The organism is Streptococcus oralis, from assembly GCF_003944215.1.
In the GTDB taxonomy this organism is placed as follows: domain Bacteria; phylum Bacillota; class Bacilli; order Lactobacillales; family Streptococcaceae; genus Streptococcus; species Streptococcus oralis_BI.
Window position 1 is genome coordinate 1 of sequence record NZ_RJVZ01000008.1, and the last position, 22,657, is coordinate 22,657.

At 40.2% G+C, this 22,657-nt stretch carries 20 protein-coding genes; 5 read left to right on the plus strand and 15 right to left on the minus strand.

Going from position 1 to position 22,657, the window contains the following annotated elements; translation table 11 throughout:
• Window positions 1-171: 171 nt before the first annotated feature.
• Window positions 172-330 carry a hypothetical protein gene (locus tag D8804_RS10220; protein WP_260472335.1) on the minus strand — a complete coding sequence of 53 codons (159 nt, stop codon included), beginning with the start codon at window positions 328-330 and terminating at the stop codon, window positions 172-174.
• A gap of 177 nt (window positions 331-507) precedes the next feature.
• Between D8804_RS10220 and D8804_RS05660 the strand changes: the two genes are divergently transcribed.
• The 4 genes from D8804_RS05660 to D8804_RS05675 are packed head-to-tail and all read left to right on the plus strand — an operon-like array spanning window position 508 to window position 5,029.
• On the plus strand, window positions 508-1,281 hold the full coding sequence (locus D8804_RS05660) for an ABC transporter ATP-binding protein (RefSeq protein WP_125399098.1): 774 nt from the start codon (window positions 508-510) through the stop codon (window positions 1,279-1,281).
• A complete protein-coding gene (locus tag D8804_RS05665) occupies window positions 1,271-3,325 on the plus strand; it encodes an FtsX-like permease family protein (protein ID WP_125399099.1) in 2,055 nt (684 codons plus the stop codon). The genes D8804_RS05660 and D8804_RS05665 overlap by 11 nt, the downstream gene beginning before the upstream one ends.
• 32 nt (window positions 3,326-3,357) lie before the next feature.
• Complete coding sequence (locus D8804_RS05670; RefSeq protein WP_125399100.1) at window positions 3,358-4,041, plus strand: response regulator transcription factor; 684 nt, start codon at window positions 3,358-3,360, stop codon at window positions 4,039-4,041.
• The gene (locus D8804_RS05675) at window positions 4,031-5,029 is read left to right on the plus strand and encodes a sensor histidine kinase (protein ID WP_125399101.1); all 999 of its coding nucleotides are present in this window, start codon (window positions 4,031-4,033) and stop codon (window positions 5,027-5,029) included. Before D8804_RS05670 ends, D8804_RS05675 begins: the two co-directional genes overlap by 11 nt.
• 82 nt (window positions 5,030-5,111) lie before the next feature.
• Here D8804_RS05675 and ffh read toward each other — a convergent pair whose 3' ends face one another.
• From ffh to D8804_RS05700, 5 genes are all read right to left on the minus strand, one after another.
• The gene (gene ffh / locus D8804_RS05680) at window positions 5,112-6,683 is read right to left on the minus strand and encodes a signal recognition particle protein (RefSeq protein WP_125399102.1); all 1,572 of its coding nucleotides are present in this window, start codon (window positions 6,681-6,683) and stop codon (window positions 5,112-5,114) included.
• Between the two features lie 17 nt (window positions 6,684-6,700).
• The gene (locus tag D8804_RS10225) at window positions 6,701-6,916 is read right to left on the minus strand and encodes a 2-oxoglutarate:acceptor oxidoreductase (RefSeq protein WP_125399103.1); all 216 of its coding nucleotides are present in this window, start codon (window positions 6,914-6,916) and stop codon (window positions 6,701-6,703) included.
• Window positions 6,917-6,918: 2 nt separating this feature from the next.
• Window positions 6,919-7,251, minus strand: coding sequence for a putative DNA-binding protein (locus tag D8804_RS05690; protein WP_000402066.1), 333 nt, complete (start codon window positions 7,249-7,251; stop codon window positions 6,919-6,921).
• 141 nt (window positions 7,252-7,392) lie between these two features.
• Complete coding sequence (tuf, locus tag D8804_RS05695; protein ID WP_001040719.1) at window positions 7,393-8,589, minus strand: elongation factor Tu; 1,197 nt, start codon at window positions 8,587-8,589, stop codon at window positions 7,393-7,395.
• 233 nt (window positions 8,590-8,822) lie between these two features.
• Window positions 8,823-9,938 (minus strand): AI-2E family transporter, encoded by a 1,116-nt coding sequence (locus D8804_RS05700; protein ID WP_125399104.1) that lies wholly within the window; start codon window positions 9,936-9,938, stop codon window positions 8,823-8,825.
• 104 nt (window positions 9,939-10,042) lie between these two features.
• On the opposite strand from D8804_RS05700, the gene pbp3 reads away from it, so the two are divergent.
• Window positions 10,043-11,287 (plus strand): D-alanyl-D-alanine carboxypeptidase PBP3, encoded by a 1,245-nt coding sequence (gene pbp3 / locus D8804_RS05705; protein ID WP_125399105.1) that lies wholly within the window; start codon window positions 10,043-10,045, stop codon window positions 11,285-11,287.
• Between the two features lie 42 nt (window positions 11,288-11,329).
• Here the strand turns inward: pbp3 and sdbB are convergent, their stop codons facing one another.
• The 9 genes from sdbB to D8804_RS05750 all read right to left on the minus strand — a co-directional run bounded on the left by sdbB (window position 11,330) and on the right by D8804_RS05750 (window position 22,629).
• Entirely contained in the window at window positions 11,330-11,875 is a 546-nt protein-coding gene (sdbB, locus tag D8804_RS05710; RefSeq protein ID WP_125399106.1) for a thiol-disulfide oxidoreductase-associated lipoprotein SdbB, read from the minus strand.
• Between the two features lie 12 nt (window positions 11,876-11,887).
• Window positions 11,888-12,595: a thiol-disulfide oxidoreductase-associated membrane protein CcdA2 gene (gene ccdA2, locus D8804_RS05715; RefSeq protein WP_125399107.1), complete on the minus strand. Its 708-nt coding sequence runs from the start codon at window positions 12,593-12,595 to the stop codon at window positions 11,888-11,890.
• Window positions 12,596-12,722: 127 nt separating this feature from the next.
• The gene (locus D8804_RS05720) at window positions 12,723-13,583 is read right to left on the minus strand and encodes a methionyl aminopeptidase (protein WP_125399108.1); all 861 of its coding nucleotides are present in this window, start codon (window positions 13,581-13,583) and stop codon (window positions 12,723-12,725) included.
• 15 nt (window positions 13,584-13,598) lie between these two features.
• Window positions 13,599-14,876 carry a CBS-HotDog domain-containing transcription factor SpxR gene (gene spxR / locus D8804_RS05725; RefSeq protein WP_125399109.1) on the minus strand — a complete coding sequence of 426 codons (1,278 nt, stop codon included), beginning with the start codon at window positions 14,874-14,876 and terminating at the stop codon, window positions 13,599-13,601.
• Window positions 14,869-15,420 carry a GNAT family N-acetyltransferase gene (locus D8804_RS05730; protein WP_125399110.1) on the minus strand — a complete coding sequence of 184 codons (552 nt, stop codon included), beginning with the start codon at window positions 15,418-15,420 and terminating at the stop codon, window positions 14,869-14,871. The genes spxR and D8804_RS05730 overlap by 8 nt, the downstream gene beginning before the upstream one ends.
• A 15-nt stretch (window positions 15,421-15,435) precedes the next feature.
• Window positions 15,436-16,695: a UDP-N-acetylglucosamine 1-carboxyvinyltransferase gene (locus D8804_RS05735; protein ID WP_125399111.1), complete on the minus strand. Its 1,260-nt coding sequence runs from the start codon at window positions 16,693-16,695 to the stop codon at window positions 15,436-15,438.
• Between the two features lie 174 nt (window positions 16,696-16,869).
• A complete protein-coding gene (pyk, locus tag D8804_RS05740) occupies window positions 16,870-18,375 on the minus strand; it encodes a pyruvate kinase (protein WP_001042794.1) in 1,506 nt (501 codons plus the stop codon).
• Window positions 18,376-18,439: 64 nt separating this feature from the next.
• Window positions 18,440-19,447, minus strand: a complete 1,008-nt coding sequence (gene pfkA / locus D8804_RS05745) for a 6-phosphofructokinase (RefSeq protein WP_000820880.1) — start codon at window positions 19,445-19,447, stop codon at window positions 18,440-18,442.
• A gap of 80 nt (window positions 19,448-19,527) precedes the next feature.
• Window positions 19,528-22,629: a DNA polymerase III subunit alpha gene (locus D8804_RS05750; RefSeq protein WP_125399112.1), complete on the minus strand. Its 3,102-nt coding sequence runs from the start codon at window positions 22,627-22,629 to the stop codon at window positions 19,528-19,530.
• Window positions 22,630-22,657 lie beyond the last annotated feature (28 nt).

Consider the following 22,657-nt stretch of genomic DNA (forward strand, 5'->3'; position numbering starts at 1 on the left):
ATCAATGAGTTTATTAGTAATAATGATGGGAAATTTTTAATTGACAATACAGAAATATTAATATAAAATGTAAAAAAACTGTAATTAGATGATTAATATAAAATATTACTTACAAACTTACAAGAATAGAGCCTGATAGATTACATATCAAGCTCTATTTTTGGGTTTATTCTATTTACTTAATGTTACTGTTTCACCACTATCTCCTGCTAAATCAGGCATTGTTACAGAATCTCCAGAAACTGAATATTTCAGCTCAGTACCATTGTTATCACTGATGATCTGTTTGTCTGTATCAATAGCTACTTTCTCGGAATAGAGGTACTTCACATTATTGCCTCTCTCTGAAAGGAGATTGATATTAAATATGTTTTCATCACCACTTACTTTTAGTTCGTATAATCTGACTATAAATGTCAGCGATAAAGATTTCTTACATCATCCGTAAGTGTTATTCTACTCTGATTCATATTATAATGAAAGTAACAAAAGATGGAGGTGTTTCACATGGACACAATTTTACGAGTAGAATCATTAAAAAAGCATTATGGAAAAGAACCGAATATCACCAAGGCCTTGAACGGCATATCTTTTCAAGTTGTAAAAGGCGAGTTCCTAGGGATTATGGGGAGTAGCGGTTCTGGGAAAACAACCCTTCTTAACTGTCTCGCCACAATCATCAAGCCAACTGACGGCTCTATTCAAATGCAAGAAAAGGATTTAGGTCAGTTAAAAGGTAGTCAGTTAGCTGATTATCGTGGTAAGGAAATTGGCTACCTCTTTCAGAATTTTGAGCTTTTGGACAATCTTACAGCCAAAGAGAATATTTTACTTCCCTTATCTTTGCACAAGGTCGATGCCAACGAAAGCAAGGTTCGGTTAGAATTGCTTTCCCAATATCTGGATATTTCTGAACTTCTGGATAAGTTCCCATCTCAATTATCAGGTGGTCAACGGCAAAGGGTAGCTGCTGCGCGTGCTTTGATTTTAGACCCTAAGATTGTATTTGCGGATGAGCCCACAGGGGCTTTGGATTCAAAAAATGCAACTATTTTGATGCAAAAATTAGCTGAAATGAATCAATTGGAAGAGACCACCATTCTCATGGTGACCCACGATTCTGTCGCTGCCAGCTTTTGCAACCGCATCTTGTTTATCCAAGACGGAAAACTATTCCATGAAATCCGACGCGATTATCCAAGAGAAAGTCAAGAAGATTTTTACCACAGAATACTAAAGGTCATGGCAGCGCTAGCTGGAGGTGATGGCAATGTTTTCTAAATTAGTTTCAAGAAATAGCAAGAGAGATCGAAAAAATAATGGCTTGTACTTCAGTTCCATGGTTCTTTCTATCATCTCCTTTTACATCATCCTTTCTTTGTCTCATCAAGATGTGATGGTATTTCTAAAACAAATAGAGAGTCATGCTGTAGATAAACTCTTTAGTATGATTCCCATTCTTTATGTTGCAACGCTCTTTATTCTCTTTTTTCTAGTCTACTTCGCAAGCAGTATGCAGATGGAAAGGAGAAAACATGAATTTGGTGTCTATCTCACACTGGGAATGCGAAGAAGCAAACTGTTCTTGCTACTTCTGCTCGAGGATTTGAGAAACAGTGTCCTTGCCCTTGGAATAGGCCTTCCTATTTCTATCTTGATTTCAGAACTGATCAGCCTAATAACCGCTAAAATTGTGGGACTAGGGATTATTGAACATCAATTTTCTCTATCTACCACAGCTCTATTCTATACGGTCATCGGCTTCCTAGCCGTAAAATTAGCTGTTTTTGTCCTTTTAAGTGCAAAGACGGCCAATAAGGAAATCGGAAACCTGCTTGCCTATTCACCCTCTGGAATGAAGAAACTACTCCCCAAGGGTGTGTACCTTCTTGCTTCCGTCCTAGGGATTTTACTTCTTGGAACAGCCTATTACATGGGTATGAGTGGACGAGCTTGGGAAAGTGTCATAACCATGGGCATCACTGTTCTCTTGGGGACTCTAGGAACTATCCTCCTCTTCTTTGGTATGCGTTTATTTATAGACTTTTTGGTCAAGCTTGGAAACAATCGAAAACTTCATGCCTATAATTTTAGACAGATTCAGGAATTAGTTATCCAGCGCTCAACTATACTGGCTATCTGCTCCCTCTTAATCTTCTCTGCCTTGTGCCTCTTTGGAGCAGGTGTTGCTATTGCAAGTGGCAATTCAGGCAATCAAACCCACGTATTGGATTATACATTTAGAGATAGCAAACAGGAAACAGATGAAAATCTTGATGTAAATACAGTAAAAAAAGAGCTTGAAGCTGCTGGACTAGCATCACAGTTTTCAAAGATTCTGCAAATCAAAGTGGGCATGCCTAAAGAACACGAGTCCGTGTCCTTCGAAGAGGTCATCAAGGAGTTGAAAGAGCAAAAAGACAGCAAGAACAAGGAAATTTTGCTCCGTAAATTTAAACAGTCTACTACTTCCCACCTCATGCCAATTTCCGAATACAATGAACTTAGAAAGGCTGCCAATCTTCCTCCTCTAGAACTAACTAGCAAGGAAGCCTACTTGTATATGGGGAAAGATTTTCTCCCAGACGAAAGTCTCGTCAACTCTGTCCTGAAGACGAAGCCTCAAATCAAAGTCATGGAAAATGATGTAAAATTGATTGGAGAGGTGGAGTCTTTACCGATTGTAACGGATCGTGAAATCACCCTCTCTGTTGCCCTCATAGTCCCAGATGAGACCTTTATGAGCTATACAGACGGTCACTATTCGAACTATGTCAGCGGTATCTTAGCTCCTGATCTAGTCAAGGAAAAAGGCCTGATGAGAGCTATCTCAGATACCAATGAAAAGCTAAATCAAACCTCTCTCGGCTATGAAAGCTATATACAAAATATGGGGAGACAACTATTTTACATTATCTCTGCCAGCTATATCACTATCTATCTGGCTATCATCTTCCTTGTTGTGGCAAATACAATCATTGGCGTTCAATTTTTGATGGGACAAAGACAATCCTACAGACGATACCAAACCTTGATCCATCTCGGAGCCAACTACGAAACTCTTTGTAAATCGTCAGAAAAGCAAATCAATTGGTATTTCGGTCTGCCAATAGCCCTTGCACTTATCAGTAGTAGCTTCGGAGTGGGCTCCCTCCTCACAGGAATAGTACCAGCCAGTGCAAGAATGGCCATGGGGCAGAAATTTATCACAGCCATGCTGACAGTACTGCTCTTAGCAGGCTTTGAAGTCATCTATATCAGAATTGTAAAGAAAAATAGCAACAAGTACTTGTTGTCCTTGATGGAACCCAAAAGAGATGAATAAGGTAGAATAAAATAGGAAAAGGAGGAACCGATATGAAGCATATTCTGGTTATTGAAGATGAAGCCTTGATTCGAGATGAAATTGTCATCTTATTAGAGAAAGCGGGTTATCAAGTTGATAAGTTGACTGACTTCAAAGATACAAGCCAGCAAGTGCTGCAATACGATACGGATCTAATCATACTGGATTTGAATTTGCCAGGAGAAACAGGTTTTCAAATTTGTAAAAATCTCAAGTCAAAACGCTCTGTGCCTATATTGGTTCTCACTTCCCGTGAACAATTAAAAGATGAGATCTACGCCCTAAAATTAGGGGCAGATGAGTACCTAACAAAGCCTTTCAAGAAAGAAAGATTTTTGGCACGCATAGAAAACATCTTGAGACGCTATGAAGGTAGGCAAAATCTACTTGAAAAAGATAATTTTCTGCTGGATAGACAGACCTATACCCTTTATATCAATGGACACTCGATTTTACTCCCCCAAAATCAAGGGAAATTGTTAGAAACTTTATTAGTGGCAACTGATTCTGTCGTCACAAAAGAAGAACTAAGCATGAAACTGTGGAATACAACTGAGTTCATCGACGAAAATGCCCTACAAGTAAATATTGCAAGGCTAAAAAAAGTGATGAAACAAGCTGGCATTGCCCTTCAAGTCAAGTCCGTCAGAGGTATTGGTTACAAGCTAGAAGAGGTAAGTCCAGATGAAACCTAATCTAAAATATCTAGCTACTTATCTGCCTTGGTTACTTGTTCTTTTAGCATTTGACCTATTTACAGCTGTCCTGCTTTGGCTTTCAGATGTGAGAATGTTTCAAGCCCTCATCCTTCTCTATATTTTAGCCACCGTCCTGCTTTTTTTCATCCTATCATTCTTACTTATAAGAAAAGAAAGAAAAAAATCCGCCGCCTATAAAGCCTTCATAGCCAATCCCAAGACGGACACTGAGCTTGAATTATTGCATTTATCAAATTCCTCAGAGAAAGAAAGCATTGAAAAAATGGCAGATACACTTTATCAAAAGCAGGCTGAAATAGGAAAACTCAACTCATTACTAGCCGAGTATGAGGACTATGTTGAAAAATGGGCGCATGAGATTAAACTCCCTCTGTCGCTTCTTTCCCTCCTTTTAGACAATCAAAGTGACCAGTTGCCGAAGGATACAGCTTTTAAGTTGGACCATGTGAAAAATCAAATCCAAGAAAATGTATCACAGATCCTATTCTACTACAGGGTGAAAAGTGAGAAAAATGATTTTCTATTTGAAGACCTTGACCTAGAAGAGTGTGTCCATGATCTTTTGGAAAACTATGATCCCTTGCTCAAAGAAAAGAATTTTACGATTAAGTTAGAAAACATACAAGGCACCTGCTACACCGATCAACGCAGCTTTGAATTTATCCTCTCTCAAATCCTCGCCAATGCCCTTAAATATAGCTCTGACAAGCCCAAACTCAGTATTTCTATGTCAAAGGATAAGGGGCGTACAAGTCTGATTATTAGGGATAATGGCTGCGGAGTTAAAGCTTGCGACCTCCCTCATATCTTTGAAAAAGGATTTACAGGTGCTTCAGGTGAGACAAGGAAAAAATCGACAGGCATGGGTCTCTATCTGGTCAAACAATTAGCAGATGCTTTAAAAATCGAAATCACAGTAAAATCCGAATGGCTGCAAGGATTTGAAATCTCTCTTTCTATTTAATCAATTTTTCGATTAAGAAAATTGCCTAATCATAGAAAGTACATATTTTATATAAAAAAGGAAAGCACTTCTGCTTCCCTTTTTATTTGCGTTTTTTCTTAGCTTTTTTCATTTTATTCGCCATGCGTTTCATAGACTGTTTCATGGCAAATTCACCAATTTTACCTTTAAGTCCGCCACCGAACATCTGGCTCATATCTGGCATTCCTGCTCCTCCAAGAGCTGACAAGTCAGGCATGCCGCCTTGTCCCATCATTCCTTCAAGGGCAGACATATCCATCCCACCCATATTTGGCATATTCTTAGGAAGGTTATTTGGATTGATTCCCATCTGCTTCATCATCTTATTCATATCTCCAGACATGACACCTTGCATGAGCTGTTTAGCCTGGTTAAAGTCCTTGATAAATTTATTGACTTCGACAAAGGTATTCCCAGAACCTGCAGCGATACGTCGACGGCGACTTGGATTTAACAGATCAGGGTTTTCACGTTCTTCAGGTGTCATCGAAGATACGATGGCGCGTTTACGAGCAATCTGACGCTCATCTACCTTCATGTTTTGAAGGGCAGGGTTGTTAGCCATACCTGGAATCATCTTGAGCAAGTCTTCCATAGGCCCCATGTTTTGCACCTGATCCAATTGATCAATGAAATCATTGAAATCAAAGGTGTTTTCGCGCATCTTCTCAGCCATTTCAAGAGCTTTTTTCTCATCGTATTCCTGAGAAGCTTTCTCGATCAGAGTTAGCATGTCCCCCATACCAAGGATACGGCTTGACATACGATCTGGGTGGAAGGTTTCGATATCTGTAATCTTTTCACCCGTACCAGTGAACTTGATAGGTTTTCCAGTGATGTGACGAACGGACAAAGCAGCACCGCCACGAGTATCCCCATCAATCTTGGTAAGGATAACCCCAGTCACTTCTAACTGAGCATTAAACTCACGGGCGACATTGGCCGCTTCCTGACCAATCATGGCATCAATGACGAGCAGGATTTCATTTGGTTGAGCCAAGGCCTTAACATCACGAAGCTCATTCATCAAGAACTCATCAATCTGCAAACGCCCTGCCGTATCAATCAAAACATAGTCGTTGTGGTTGGACTGCGCTTGCTCCAAACCTTGTCGAACAATCTCAACAGCTGGAACCTCTGTTCCAAGTGCAAAGACAGGCACATCTATCTGTTGTCCAAGTGTTTTCAGCTGATCGATGGCTGCTGGACGATAAATATCCGCCGCAATCATCAAAGGACGAGCATTTTCCTCTTTTTTAAATTTGTTAGCAAGTTTTCCTGCAAAGGTTGTTTTACCAGCCCCTTGCAAACCGACCATCATAATGATTGTCGGAATCTTAGGTGACTTGATAATTTCTGCCGTATCAGAACCTAAAACAGCTGTCAGTTCCTCATCAACAATTTTGATAATCTGTTGCGCAGGATTAAGAGTATCAATGACCTCATGTCCGACTGCACGTTCACGAACCTTCTTGATAAAGTCCTTTACAACAGGCAAAGCAACGTCGGCTTCCAGCAAGGCCAAGCGAATCTCTTTAGTCGCTTCTTGGACATCAGCCTCAGAAATTTTTCCTTTTTTACGTAGGTTTTTAAAGACGTTCTGTAAACGTTCAGTTAAACTTTCAAATGCCATTTTTTTCTCCTATTTACTCAATTCAGTGGAAATCGTCCGAAATGTTGCAAACACTCAAGTTCCTCGGGTGTGATTTCTTTCATGATTTCACTTGGATATCCCCAACAGCTAAAACCTATTTGCATAGCTTTGGAGATATCATTGGGCGAGATAATCTGTAGTCGAGTAGGAAATGGTTCCTCTGCGGCTAATAGTTTGCAAGGTAATCCTTGATAAATAACTAGACTGCCCATGATTACTCCCGATTGTCAATGCTTGTTAAAATTTCTATCTGCTCCTGCAGAAAGTCATCCTTGGGATAACGCTCCAAAATCTGGTCAAAAATCTGACTGCGGACAATGTAGTCCGAGTACATGTGTAATTTCATCTCATAATCTTCTAGAATCTTTTCCGTCCGCTTGATATTATCATAGACAGCCTGACGACTGACACCGAACTCTTCAGCAATCTCAGCCAGACTATAATCATCAGCATAATAGAGTTCTATATAGTTCATCTGCTTGTCTGTCAAAAGCGCCGCATAAAATTCAAAAAGGGCGTTCATACGATTGGTTTTTTCTATTTCCATAACCTTTATTATACCAAAAAAACGATTATACTGCTAGAGTAGAATCACTTCAAATAGAGCAAGAACAAAAAAAGAACCTTGCAAAGCAAGATTCTTTTAGTGTCTGACTTAAATAATTGTTCTTCTGGGAACTAAATCGAATTAAGCTTCGATTTCTGTAACCATACCTGAACCAACAGTACGTCCACCCTCACGGATAGAGAATGTAGTACCTTGTTCTACGGCGATTGGGTGGATCAACTCAACGTCGATAGTCACGTTATCACCAGGCATTACCATTTCAGTACCTGCTGGAAGTTCGATTGAACCTGTAACGTCAGTAGTACGGAAGTAGAATTGTGGACGGTAGTTGTTGAAGAATGGAGTGTGACGTCCACCTTCTTCTTTAGTAAGGATATAAACTTCACCTTTGAATTTAGTGTGTGGGTTGATTGAACCTGGTTTAGCGATAACTTGTCCACGTTCGATTTCGTCACGTTGAACACCACGAAGAAGGACACCTACGTTATCTCCGGCAAGACCTTCGTCAAGTTGTTTACGGAACATTTCAACACCAGTAACAACTGCTTTTTGAGTTTCTTCTTTGATACCAACGATTTCGATTTCGTCGTTAACACGAACAGTACCACGGTCGATACGTCCTGAAGCAACTGTACCACGTCCAGTGATTGAGAATACGTCTTCGACTGGAAGAAGCAATGGTTTGTCTGTGTCACGTTCTGGTTCTGGGATGTACTCATCAACAGTGTTCATCAATTCCATGATGATGTCTTCGTATTTAGAGTCACCTTCAAGAGCTTTAAGAGCTGAACCTTGGATAACTGGAAGATCGTCACCTGGGAAGTCGTATTCTGACAAGAGGTCACGGATTTCCATTTCAACCAATTCAAGCAATTCTTCGTCGTCTACCAAGTCGATTTTGTTCATGAAGACGATAAGGTGTTTAACACCAACCTGACGTGAAAGAAGGATGTGCTCACGAGTTTGTGGCATTGGTCCGTCAGTTGAAGCTACTACAAGGATAGCTCCGTCCATTTGAGCGGCACCAGTGATCATGTTTTTAACGTAGTCCGCGTGTCCTGGAGCGTCGATGTGAGCGTAGTGACGTTTTTCAGTTTCGTACTCAACGTGCGCAGTGTTGATAGTGATACCACGTTCGCGTTCTTCTGGAGCAGCATCGATAGACGCATAGTCTTTAGGTTGGTTAACTGCTGAAGGCAAGCGACGTGCCAAAACAGTTGTGATAGCTGCAGTTAGGGTAGTTTTACCGTGGTCAACGTGTCCGATAGTACCAATGTTAACGTGTGGTTTACTACGATCGTATTTTTCTTTTGCCATTTGAGTAAAAGCCTCCAATAAAATATATTTTATAGATAGACAGTAGGCAATACAGTCTAACTTTCCTTACTATTTTATCAAATTTCAGCTAAATTGCAAGTGTTTTACACACATTTTGTGAATTATTCTAAATCTCATAATTTCCCATTCTTTTCCAACAGAATCATTTAAAACACTTTTGACTAGTCTAACCTCAAGTCTTTTTATCAAAAAAAATCAGGTCTCCCTGATTTTTAGATTGATTCTGATTTTTCCAGTTCTTTTTCTTTGGCTTCTTTATGATTTTCATATAATTTCGCCAAGAACTTAGTAATTTCTTTTAGGATAGAATATGTTGGCACTGCTACAATCATTCCGATAACACCATAAATATTGCTAGAAAGTAAGAGAAGGACCAGAATGGTGATTGGATGAACCTTCATAACCCCTCCGACGATACGAGGGTAGAGGATATTCCCATCCACCTGTTGGATAATCAGCATATAAATTACTGCAATGAGAACTCTGTGCGGATCAGTAAAGACATTGGCAATAATCATGGGAATCAGACCGATACTTGGTCCAACATAAGGAATCAGATTTGCCAAACCAGAAAAAATAGCAAAGACTAGAGCATATTTCAACCCTATCGTACTGTATCCAATATAGGCCAAACATCCGATAATAACAGCATCAATCGCAATCCCACTGATATAACGTGCAATAGTGGCGTTCAGATTCTTCAAGAGACTGGAGAAGTTTAATTTATCATGTTTTAGGACTGTTCGTTCCAACATCGGAAGGAATTTATGACCATCAAGCAAGAAATAAATCAAAAAGACTGGTGTCATAATGAGAATCAAAACAGTACTAAACAAGGCTGAAAGAACGCTACCTAAACTATTGCTCACACTGTTGAGAATGTTTTGCAAAATATCAACGTAAGATAAATTCAACTGTTGAATGGTTTTTTGAATATCAATATTTTGAAAGATTGGATTCATTGATAAATCATATATCAAATCTTGCAAGCGGCTATAGATATTCTGGCTAGAAATAATCAAGCTTGTCAACTGATTGATCAAAATCGGTAGCAAGTAGACTACCCCTACTACTATTGTACCAATCAAGGCACAAAGAGTGATGAGCACACCTATCAAACGATTGACTTTACATTTCTTTTCTAGAAATGTTACGATGGGATTTGTCAGGTAATAGAAAAATCCTCCGAGCAAAAATGGAATCATAATGGTATTAGCTACCATCACAAAAGGTGTGACAATCGCTCCCATCTCTCTCCAAAGGTAGAAAATAAGAGTTAATAGTAAAATTTCAGCTGTCCAAAAAAATAACTTGTTTCTACGGAACATAGGCGCCTCCTTCCTTCTATTTTACCATAATTCTTCAAAAAGATAAGATGGCTTTACTATAAAAACGAGAATATTTTTTCGCTTTGTGATAGAATAAAACTACTATGAAGAAAATAATTTTATCCTTACTAACTCTTATCATTTTTGGCACAGCCATTCCTACTGTATCTGCGCAAGATTTTGATGTTGCTGCCAAGCATGCCATTGCTGTTGAAGCAAACACTGGGAAAATTCTCTACGAAAAAGATTCTACTCAAGCTGTTGAAATTGCCTCTATCACCAAGATTCTCACTGTCTACCTAGTCTATGAAGCCTTGGAGCAAGGTACAATTAGCCTATCTACCCCAGTTGATATCTCTGACTATCCATACCAACTCACGACCAATTCTGAGGCGAGTAATGTCCCTATGGAAGCGCGCAAGTATACAGTGGAACAATTATTGGAAGCAACTCTAGTATCAAGTGCCAATAGTGCAGCCATTGCTCTTGCTGAAAAGATTGCTGGTTCAGAGAAAGACTTCGTTGACAAGATGAGGGCGAAACTTCTTGAATGGGGTATCAAAGATGCTACTATTGTCAATACTACTGGACTTAATAACGAAACACTTGGAAATAATATCTATCCTGGTTCTAAAAAGGATGAAGAGAACAAGCTAAGCGCTTACGATGTTGCAATCATCGCTCGAAACCTCATCAGAGATTACCCTCAAGTTTTAGAAATCACCAAGAAATCTTCATCAACATTTGCTGGTATGGAAATTCACTCTACTAACTATATGTTGGAAGGAATGCCAGCATATCGAGGTGGAGTTGATGGGCTCAAAACTGGTACAACAGACAAGGCGGGAGCTTCTTTCGTTGGAACAACTACCGAAAAAGGGATGCGAATCATCACTGTTGTCTTAAACGCTGACCAGCAAAACAGCAATCCTTACGCTCGCTTTACTGCTACTTCTTCTCTTTTGGACTATATAACATCTAATTATGCTCTCAAAACAATTATCCAGAAGGGAGAGGCCTACAAAGATAGCAAAGTTTCTGTACTTGATGGGAAGGAAGATACCGTAACTGCTGTTGCTAAATCTGATATCACTGTCATACAACGATTGGGAAGTCGAGCATCATCAAGCCTGCAGTTCACTCCAAAAACTAAGGCAGAGACAGCGCCACTAGAAGCTGAAACTGTTGTTGGTCATCTAACCTATGATGACCAAGATTTGGTGGGTCAAGGCTACCTCACTTCAGAAAAACCATCTTTTGAAATGGTCTCTAAAAAGAAAGTTGAAAAAGCCTTCTTCTTAAAAGTTTGGTGGAATCAATTCATCCGTTTTATCAATGAAAAACTATAAAAAAAAATCGCGATTCTTCGCGATTTTTTCATATTCTTTAATTTATTTCATCTCTTTAAAAGCTGCTTCAGCATCTGCATTGCTAATAGCACCAAATTGGATTTTCCCGATTTTTCCTTGACTATCAATCAGGTATTCTGTTGGAATACTACGAATTTGGTAGGCTTGGAAGGTAGTTGCCTTGGTATCATATAGAACTGGTATATCCTTATAGCCTTGTTCTTGGTACCATTTCGGAAACTCTTCAACTGTTTTTTCACCTTGTAGTCCTGGTGCGACGACACTTAGTATTTCAAAATCTCGATCTTGTTTGGCAGCTAATTCCATCAACTCGGGCATACTCTTTCGACAAGGTCCACACCAAGAGGCCCAGAATTTCAAATAGACTTTTTTCCCTTTATAGTCTGATAACTTGACTTCTTTACCATCCATGGACTGCAAGGTGAAGTCTGGCGCATCCTTTCCTACTGCGATTTGTTGTACAGTAGACTGTTTGGGACTTTCTGATGGTTTGGTTTCTTTTTCGCTACAGGCAATCAATAAAAATAAAGACATGAGGCTCAATCCCGCAAAAATAACTTTTTTCATCTTTTTCTCCTTTTATCCAAGAATTCCTGACAAGGCATTTAACTGCCCTAGCATTAATAACAATCCCATCAAAATAATCAAGGCTCCTCCGATTTTCTTTAGTAGGATCATATAGGGTTTTAATTTACTAAAATAGGGCATAATCCAGCCCGAAGCCAAGGCCAAAACAATGAAAGGAAGGGCCATTCCCAATGTGTATACTAATGTTAACACGGCTCCTTGCCAAGCACCATTGCCACCTGAAGCTGCTAGGGCCAAGACCGAACTTAAAACCGGTCCGATACAAGGGGTCCAACCAAAACTAAAGGTTATCCCAAGTAAAAAGGCTGATAGATAATGATTTGACTTTGATTGTTTGAAAGTGACTGTCTTTTGAACTTCCAGTTTATTAAAATGCAAGATTTCCATCTGGTGAAGCCCCAAAAGAATAATAACTACTCCCATAGCATAACGAAACCAGTCTGCATAGAGCATGTGCCCTAGGAATCCAGCTCCAAATCCCAAAATAAAGAAAATAAGAGAGATTCCAGCAATAAAGCACAAGGTCCGAATTAAGCCCGACCATGCAACCTCTCTTCCGAAAAATCGAAAGCTTTTCGAATTCCCCTGATCATCCAGTAAAATACCAGCATAGACAGGCAGCAAAGGGAAGATACAGGGTGAAAAGAAAGACAGAATGCCTGCTAAAAAAACTGATATTAAAAATATAATAGATTCCAACGAAATACCTACTTTCACAAAATTCTAATCTTATTTTACTACAAAAGAAAAAATTTGTGACAACTTTGCTACGCTTGTCTATTTTATCTAAACTTGACACAAAAAAAGGAGCTAAGCTCCTTTCATTTTAATACGTTCCTTCTTCACCTTGACTAGTCAAGATAACTGGACCGTCTTTAGTAATCACAAACTGGTGTTCATATTGGCAAGACAGGCCGCCATCAATAGTCTTATGAGCCCAACCAGTCTTTATATCTGTATCGATTTCCCAGTCTCCAGTATTGATCATGGGTTCAATGGTTAGTACCATTCCTTCACGGAGACGGAGTCCACGACCTGCAACACCGTAGTTAGGGACCATTGGCTCCTCGTGCATAGTTGGACCGACACCGTGACCAACCAAATCACGCACTACACCATAACCGCGACTTTCAGCATATTCTTGAATTGCTGCACCGATATCACCGATACGATTTCCAACAACTGCTTGCTCAATCCCTATATACATAGCTTCCTTGGTCACGTCCATCAGGTTTTTCACTTCTTCAGACGGTGTACCAACCGCATAAGCCCAACATGAGTCTGCTAGACCGCCAGTATAGTTTTGAGTGTATTTTTTCATTTGCTCAACATTGTTGAAGTTGAGTTTAGATACATTGAGGTCGGATTTTGAAATCGGACCTCCGAGTACCATGTCAACCTTGAGCAAGTCGCCATCCTTCAAGGTGTAATGACGTGGAAAAGCGTGAGCTACTTCGTCGTTGAGAGAGCAACAAGTGGCATAGGGATAATCCATGACTGCACCATCCACGCCAATCTGAAGTGGAAGGAAATTTTCCTCTTTGCAACGACGACGAACATACTCTTCTACTTCCCACATATCCACGCCTGGCTTAATCAAATCACGTAAGCCGATATGGATACTAGCTAGGAAATCACCAGCCTTGTTCATGGCTTCGATTTCACGTGCTGATTTTAAAGTTATCATTTTTTCTCCTAGATTCTAATTGATTTTGACTGTAACGTTTGCTTTTGAAACAATCTGGTGACCATGATAAATATCATAATCAATAATAGCCGAACGTCTCGTGTGGTGAATAATACGTGCCTGAATCCGCAAAGTATCATCTATCTGAACAGCTTGTAAGAAGTAAATTAGCATCTGCTCGATGATTAAATTGCGTCTGCTATTTGCCACCAAATCCTGTGTCATGTGAGTTAAAATTTCAGCAAGAACACCATTTGCTAAAACCCCATTTTTCTCAAGCATAAAGGGTTCAACTGTAATCACAACTTCGTCGTGATGATAAGACAACTTTTGTCCGATTTGCTCTGAAAAAGTCGGCAAAGCCGAAACTTGAGAGCGGCTCATCTTATCCATGACATCTCGTCTCGTTACAACTCCGAGCAAAGTTTGATTGCTTCTCACGACTGGGACCATCTCAAAGTCCTCTGCGATCATCCGTTGACTGACATTGGCAATATTAGTCGCTAATCCTGTCACGAAAATGCTGCGCGTCATCACCTTATCAATCGTCGTGCTAGGGGATTTGTCCCCTGCATCACGCATGGTAACAACTCCCACAACCACTTGATGCTGATTGATGACTGGGAAACGACTACTTCGATTCTTGCGTACCAAGTCTAGATAATCTTTCACTGTGTCCGTTTCTCTTAAGAAACCATACTCATGACTGGGACGATAGAGCTTTTCAACTGTTAAAATATCTGTCTTAATCTGCACATTTGACAAAGCTCTATTGATCATGGTCGCTACTGTAAAAGTATCATGCTTACTTCTCAGGACAGGAATACCCTTTTTATTGGCAAGAGCTAGTACATCCTCGTGCACATGAAAGCCACCCGTTACAAGGACCGCATTTTCATTTTCCAGAGCTAAAAGTTGAATACGAGTACGGTCACCTACGATCAAAAGACCACCATCATTCAGATAGGACAAGATATTATGCTCGGTCATAGCCCCAATGGAGAATTTGCTAAATTCTCTGTCCAAACCTTCTTGACCAGCCAAGACTTCAGATGAGGTTACTTCTGCAATCTCTGCATAGGTCAGTTTTTCAATAGCCACTTTCTGAGATTTCACACGAATGGTCCCACTACGAGGTCGAGTTTCTACAATTCCACGGTTTTCAGCTTCTTTAATGGCACGATAAGCCGTCCCATCACTGACACCTAGGTGATTTGAAATACTACGTACACTAACTCTCTTCCCAATTGGTAGCTCTTCCAGATAACTTAAGATTTCTTGGTGTTTACTCACTGAATTCTCCTTTAACGTATCGAAATTCAAGGTAGTCTCTCATTTTTCGTGTATAGCGATCGCTCCCCTTAAACTGTCGGAAGAGACTAAAGCCCGATTTTAAGGCTACTTTTTGACTAGCTTGATTCTCCAAATGAGTGATGATGGATAATTGTTTTAAACCAAATTCTTCAAATGAAAGCTGACAAAGTTTGGTAACTACTTCTGTCATAAAACCTTGCGACCAAGAATCCTTTCTTAAGAAATATCCAATCTCAGCTTCTTTTTTGATTTCGTCTATTTTTTCAAACTTGATGGAACCAATCATTTCCTGATTGTCTTGGCTACAAATTGCCCAAACACCCAAAGGAGCCTTCATAAAATAGTTGGCAAGTGCGTATTGACTCTCCTCTAAACTTGCTTGGCAAGGAAAAATAAATTGCAGATTTTCAGGATTGGAAGCAATCTCATAAAAAGCTTGGCTGTCACTAAAAAAGAAAGGACGCAAATACAAGCGCTCCGTTTCAAAGAAAGAAAACATTGCTAATTTGGTCCAAATATTCATAATCACCTCAACGGTTTAGTCTTCAACAAGTGTAATATCCGCTCCAAGACTACGCAATTTTTCAATAATATCTGAGTAACCACGAAGGATAAACTCAATATTTGTAATTTCAGTCTGGCCTTGAGCCATCAAACCAGCGATGACAAGTGCAGCACCAGCACGAAGATCTGTAGCTTTCACCTTGGCACCATGTAGAACACGCCCACCAGTGTAGAAAATATGGTCATTTGTAGTCGTAATATCCGCATCCATTTTTGCTAACTCAAAAACATGGTTGACACGTTTTTCGTAAATGGTGTCAATAATGGTACCACGACCTTGAGCAGTTAGTAAAAGTGGTGTGATTGGTTGTTGCAAATCAGTTGCAAACCCAGGATAGGGTGCAGTTTTGATATTGATGGCCCTCAAATCGGACTGTTCTTCAACGAAGATGCTGTCTTCTGAGACCGTCATACGAACGCCCATTTCCTCTAGTTTGGCGATAAACCCTTCTAAGTGTTCATAGAGAACGTTGTTAATACGAATTCCTTCACCAACTGCTGCAGCAAGTGAAATATAGGTTCCTGCTTCAATGCGGTCTGGAATAACTTGGTGACGCGTCCCATGAAGTTGCTCGACACCATCAATGATGATAATATCAGTCCCTGCACCACGAATGTGAGCCCCCATGTTATTCAAAAGGGTAGCCACATCGATGATTTCTGGTTCACGGGCCGCATTTTCAATGACAGTACGTCCCTTAGCTTTTACTGCAGCAATCATGGTGTTAATAGTTGCACCAACGCTGACAGTATCCATGTAGATACTTGCGCCGTGAAGTCCCTTACCCTGAGCAGACAAATTCATATTGTCTCCCTCATAGCTCACCTTAGCTCCCATGGCTTCAAAAGCTTTTAAGTGAAGGTCAATCGGACGAGGTCCCAAATCACATCCACCAGGAAGTCCAACTGTTGCTTCACCAAAGCGACCTAACAGACTTCCATAGAAATAATAAGAAGCACGAAGGCTATTAATCTTACCATAAGGCATAGGAATGTTTTGAACACCTCTCGGATCAATCTCCAAAACATCATCATAGCGTTTTACTTTCGCTCCCATGATTTCCATAATCTCTACAAGACTAGCAACGTCTGAAATATCTGGGACACAATCCAAAGTGACTACATCATCTGCCAGTATAATAGCAGGGATTAATGCTACAACACTATTCTTAGCACCGCTAATGGTGATCTCACCTTGCAATGGATGTCCACCATTGATGACAATTTTTCTCATGTTATACTCTTTCAAAATTTACTAAAAAGGTCTTTACATTCTATTATACCATAGTTCTCTTATTTTTCCCATTTCTGTTTAATAAAAATCTCTCTCTTTTTATCTTCTAAAATAGAAAAAAGACCCATCATACAAGCACAAAAGCTTGGTATGATAGGCTTTTAAAAGTTTAGATTAACGTACTGTACGGATACGCATCGTGTTTGTACGGACAGCTTCTCCAAGCGGTACACCTGCAACGATAACGATATCGTCACCAGATTGTACAAGACCTGCTTCAACTGCTTTACGTTCAGCGATTTCGAACATATCGTCAGTTGATGATGGAGCATCTGTCAACATTGGGATAACACCCCAGTTCAACATCAATCCACGTTCTGTCAATTCGTCAAATGTCAATGCCAAGATATCAGCATTTGGACGGTATTTAGAGATCAAACGTGCAGTGTGACCAGTCTTAGTAAGAGTTACAACCAATTTGATGTCCATTGAGTTTGTTGCATCTTTAACTGCTGAAGCCATAACTTCTGTCTTAGAGTTACGTTCGAAAGTATCTGAGTTCAAACGTCCGTATTCGTTAAGAAGAGTTTGAGCGTTCTTGTCAATTGTAGCCATTGTTGTAACTGACTCAAGTGGGTATTTACCATTTGCAGACTCACCTGAAAGCATTGTTGCGTCAGTTCCGTCGATAACAGCGTTAAATACGTCTGATACTTCTGAACGAGTAGCACGTGGTTTTTCAGTCATAGTTTCAAGCATGTTTGTTGCTGTGATAACAACTTTACCAGCTGCGTTAACTTTAGTGATAATCATTTTTTGGTAAACTGGAACCATTTCAAATGGTACTTCAATACCCATGTCACCACGAGCAATCATGATACCGTCAGCAGCTTCGATGATTTCATCCAAGTTGTCGATACCTTGTTGGTTTTCGATTTTAGCGAACAATTGAACATGCCCGTTTCCAGTTTCTTCACAGATTGCACGAACTTCATTCACGTCTTTTGCAGTACGTACGAATGAGATCGCGATGAAGTTAATACCTTGCTCAAGACCGAAACGGATATCATCGTTATCACGTTCAGCAAGTGCTGGGAAAGGAATTTTAGTGTTAGGGATGTTTACACCTTTTTGTTTAGCGATAATTCCGTCGTTTTCAACTTCAACTTCAAATTCACGAGTTGCATCGTCTTTAGCAACAACGCGAAGACCAAGTTTACCATCGTCAACCAATACTTGACGACCAACTTCAACATCGTCGTAGATGTCAAGAGCACCCGCAACGTTCAAAGCAATCACTTCACGAGTTGATTTGATTCCTTGTTTAGTTGCAACACGGATTTTTTCACCAGTTTTGTATGAGTACTCTTTAGCTTCACCTTCGAACAATTCAGTACGGATTTCTGGTCCTTTAGTATCAAGAAGGAAACCAACTTTTTTACCTGCAAGTTTTTCTGCAAGTTTAACAGTTGCCATACGTTCACCTTGTTCTTGGTGGTCACCGTGTGAGAAGTTGAAACGGAAAGTGTTTGCTCCTGCTTCAATCAATTTAGCAATGTTTTTTGCTGAAGCTTCAACGTCAAGTTTTTCACCCCAGTATCCGTCATCACCGAATTTCTTTCCACCACGGATTTCAACCGCAGGACCCAAAGTTGCAACGATTTTTACACGTTTATTCATGATTTGTGACTCCTTTATATAATTTGACCTTTTATGGTCATTTTACCAGATTAGTTAAAGTTGATTATGACAAGCTCTTGTTCAAGCTAGCAAGTCCAAGGTCAGCTTTGTGAGGGTTGTTAACAACGATTTTGCCATCAGCAGTTAGGCTGAACAAGGCTCCTTCTTCTGCTGTTCCAAGAATTGGGTTTTCAACCATTTTCTCATTACGAATACCAACAGCGACACCACCGATTCCTTGTTTGAGAAGTTTAACAGCGTGTGCTCCCATACGTGACGCTAATACACGGTCACGAGCGGTTGGTGAACCACCACGTTGGATATGTCCAAGCTCAGTCACACGAAGGTCACTAGTATCTCCTGCTTCCTTGAGTTTTTTACCGAATTCATCGGCTGACATAACCCCCTCGGCCAAAACGATGATGTTGTGTTTTTTACCGCATTCGTAACCAGCTTTGATACTAGCTACGATATCTTCCATCTTGAAGCCTTCTTCAGGAATAATGATTTCATCGGCACCAGTAGCAATACCTGCCCAAAGTGCGATATCACCAGCGTTACGTCCCATTACTTCTACAACGAAAGTACGACGGTGACTTGATGATGTATCACGAATCTTATCAATCGCATCCATTGCAGTAGTAACTGCAGTATCAAATCCGATTGTGAAGTCAGTACCTACGATATCGTTATCGATTGTACCTGGAAGTCCGATAGCAGGGAATCCATGCTCAGTCAAGCGCATAGCTCCGTGATAAGAACCGTCACCACCGATAACAACGACACCTTCGATACCGTGTTTTTTCAACTGCTCAATCCCTTTAAGTTGACCTTCAAGTTGTGCAAACTCAGGGTAACGAGCAGAGTGAAGGAAAGTACCACCACGTGAAATGATGTCTCCAACTGAAGCAGCATCAAGTGGATAGATTTCACCGGCAACCATCCCTGCGTACCCATCATAGATACCAAAGACTTCCATTCCTTCTGAGATTGCTTGACGAACTACTGCACGGATGGCAGCGTTCATACCAGGGGCGTCTCCACCGCTAGTCAAAACAGCAATACGTTTCATTTGGTTTTGCTCCTTTTTCTTTTAACATTCTTATTGATTATACCACATTTCATTTGAAAATTCTTCTATTTTTCGTATTTTTAGCGATAAATCGTTTTCATAGCAATTCCCTCTAATTTTTCCTGTAAAGCAGGGTCTTTTTTTACAAAATAACGGGAGGAAACAATTGTTTTTTCTTCCTCTACATATCTGATAATAACAGGAATAGGGCCTTTATATTGTTCCAAGATATTTGAAATCTCTTTATCGTTGTCGTGATTTTTAACTTGAATCCAGAATCGTTCAGCGACTGCTTCTTTCAAATCTTGTGCAATCATTTGCAGACGACCATCTCGAGATTGAACCTTGCCATTGATATAGTAGAATTTTCCTTCGGATAAAATGGAAGCGAATTTTCGATATTGGTCAGAAAATACAGTTACATCCAGCCGAGACTTACTGTCATGAACCTGTAGAAAGGCCATACTCTCGCCTTTCTTAGTTCGAATGACTTTTATTTTTTGCACTTCAACTAGAAGAGTAGCTTGAGCTCCCTCGGTTAGATTAGCGATTGGCGCCGTCGGATATAGGGCTTGTTTGGCAAGAGTTTGTAGAGGATGGGCACTGATTCCAACTCCAATCAGTTCCTGCTCCTTATAAAATTTTTCTGCCTCTGTAAAATCATCAGCCTCAGTCCAACTATAGTTTGCATCCGCAAAGAGTCCTCCTAACTCCTCAACAAAAACAAACAAATTGGACAGATTCACTAGGATTTTCTGGCGATTCTTGTCAAATTCATCAAAAAGCCCCAGTTCAACTAAAGGCGTCAAAAGTGAGAGTTTCTTGTAATTCTTAGGAAGACGCGTGACGAAATCTTCAATGCTTGAGAAAGGACGATTTTCGATGATCCAATAAGACAAATCTCTTGGCATACCCTTAATGGCTTTTAGACCAAGATAGATTTTCTTCTGTGCAATCTTATCATGATAGGGAATAGTGTTGATTGCTAATTGAGCTACTTCAAAGCCCATCTGCAATGCATCTACAATGTAATCACTACTAGAATAATTCAACATGACTTGAAAGAAAATAGCAGGATAGTGCGTCTTGAAATAGGCAAGCTGGAAAGCCAGGGCTGAGTAGGCGTAGGCGTGAGATCTATTAAATCCATAGCCTGCAAACTTTTCCATCACTGCAAAAACTTGGTTGGCTTTTTCTTCTGAATGCCCAAGTTTCATAGCCCCTGTGATAAAATCTTCCTTCATCAAATGCATCTCTTTAGCATTTTTCTTACCCATGGCTCGTCTGAGAATGTCGGCTTTCCCAAGACTGAATCCTCCAAAGCGCTGAGCCACCTGCATAACTTGCTCTTGGTAAAGCATAATACCGTAGGTTGATGACAGGATGTCCTCCAAGGCAGGATCCAGCACCGTCACCTTTTCCTTGCCGTGCTTACGAGCCACAAAATTATCGATATAATCACTAGCACCTGGTCTGTTGAGGGATGTCGTTGCCACCACTTCTTCGAAAACTTGCGGCTTGACTCGTTTCAAGAGTCGAATGGCACCAGGTTGTTCAAACTGGAAAATACCTTTAGTATTTCCAGCCGCAAAGAGAGCCATGGTTTCTTTGTCTTCCAGATCAATCTCTTCAATTTTTAGATGTATACCTTCTGATTCCGCAAGCAATTCTTGCATTTTTTGTACGAAAGTCAAGTTACGTAAGCCCAGGAAATCCATTTTTAGAAGACCATTAGCTTCAACACCATGAGCATCATACTGGGTGATGAGCATATCCTCACCATATTTTAGAGGAATATAGTCCGTCAAGTCTTGGTCACTCATAACGACTCCTGCTGCATGGATAGAGGTCTGACGAGGATAACCTTCAATCTTTCGAGAAATCTCAAAAGCTTTTTGGTATTCAATCTTACTATTGATAACCTGCCTAAATTGCAAATTCTTTTCATAAGCTGTCGTTAGCGTATCTCGGAAACTGATTTTTTTCGTAATATTTGTTAATTCGTACTCTGGAACACCATAGCGTTTGAAAACATCACGAATTGCCTGTTTTGCTCCAAAGGTCGAATAAGTGACAATCTGCGCAACGTGTTGGCTACCATAGCGATCACGAACATAACGAATGAACTCTGGTCTATATAGGTCAGGAATGTCAATATCAATATCGGGCATGGTGTAACGCTCACGATTTAAAAAGCGCTCAAAAATCAGGTTCTTTTCAACCGGATCAATCCCTGTTATATCAAGTGAGTAAGACACCAGACTACCAACCGCAGAACCGCGCCCCATTCCCATATAGTAGCCTTGGGAGCGTCCAAAACGGAGCAAATCCCAAACTACAAGGAAATAGTCGTCAAAGCCCATATCATGAATCACAGCCAACTCTTCATTCAGTCGCTCACGATAGATAGCTGAGGTTAGCCCCTTGTCACTCAAGCCTTGCTCAGCTCTTGCTCGAAGCTCTTCCACCGCTGGTCTTTCAGGATTAAAGCGAGGGAGTTTTAAACTTGGATCAAGTTGGTATCTAACATTCTCTATCAAACCTTGAAGATTGGCAAGTGCCTGAGAGAAGCGATTTTTAAACCGAGCTTCTAAATCTGAGGCAGGTAAAAAAATCCCTTGTTGTGAATGCACATCCACTTCCCTAAGACTGACATTGTCCTTGACTGCCGACAAGATTTGCAAAACTTGTATATCTTCTTTTTCAAAAGAGTTGACTTGATAGAGTGGAAGAATGGGTCTGGTAAAGACTTCTTGAGGAGTATCAGGACTTACCCCAATAAAATAATCATGGCCTAAATCCAGCTGTTCGATTCCTTCAAAATAAGGAACAATAATGGCAACATCTTCGAGGTGGGTGGTGAAGTCAGACCAATTTTTTCGTCCAGTCATTTTTAAAGTGGATAACTTCATCAAATCTTGGTAACCTTTAGTAGACAGAGCTAGAAAACGGAAAGAAAGCGCCTTCTCGTCTATAATTAAGGTCATTTCAAGACCAATTAAAGGTTGGATGCCATATTTTCGAGTCACCTCTAAAAAGTGATAGGCTGCATAAAGATTATCCACATCCATAATAGCAAGGTGGGAATAGCCATATTCTTTAGCTGTTTGTACATATTTTTCAATCGAAACCACACTTTCCATAAAACTGTAAACAGTCTTGGTGTCGAGCTGTGCAATCATTTCTTCTCCTCCTTGCTTTAGATATAGT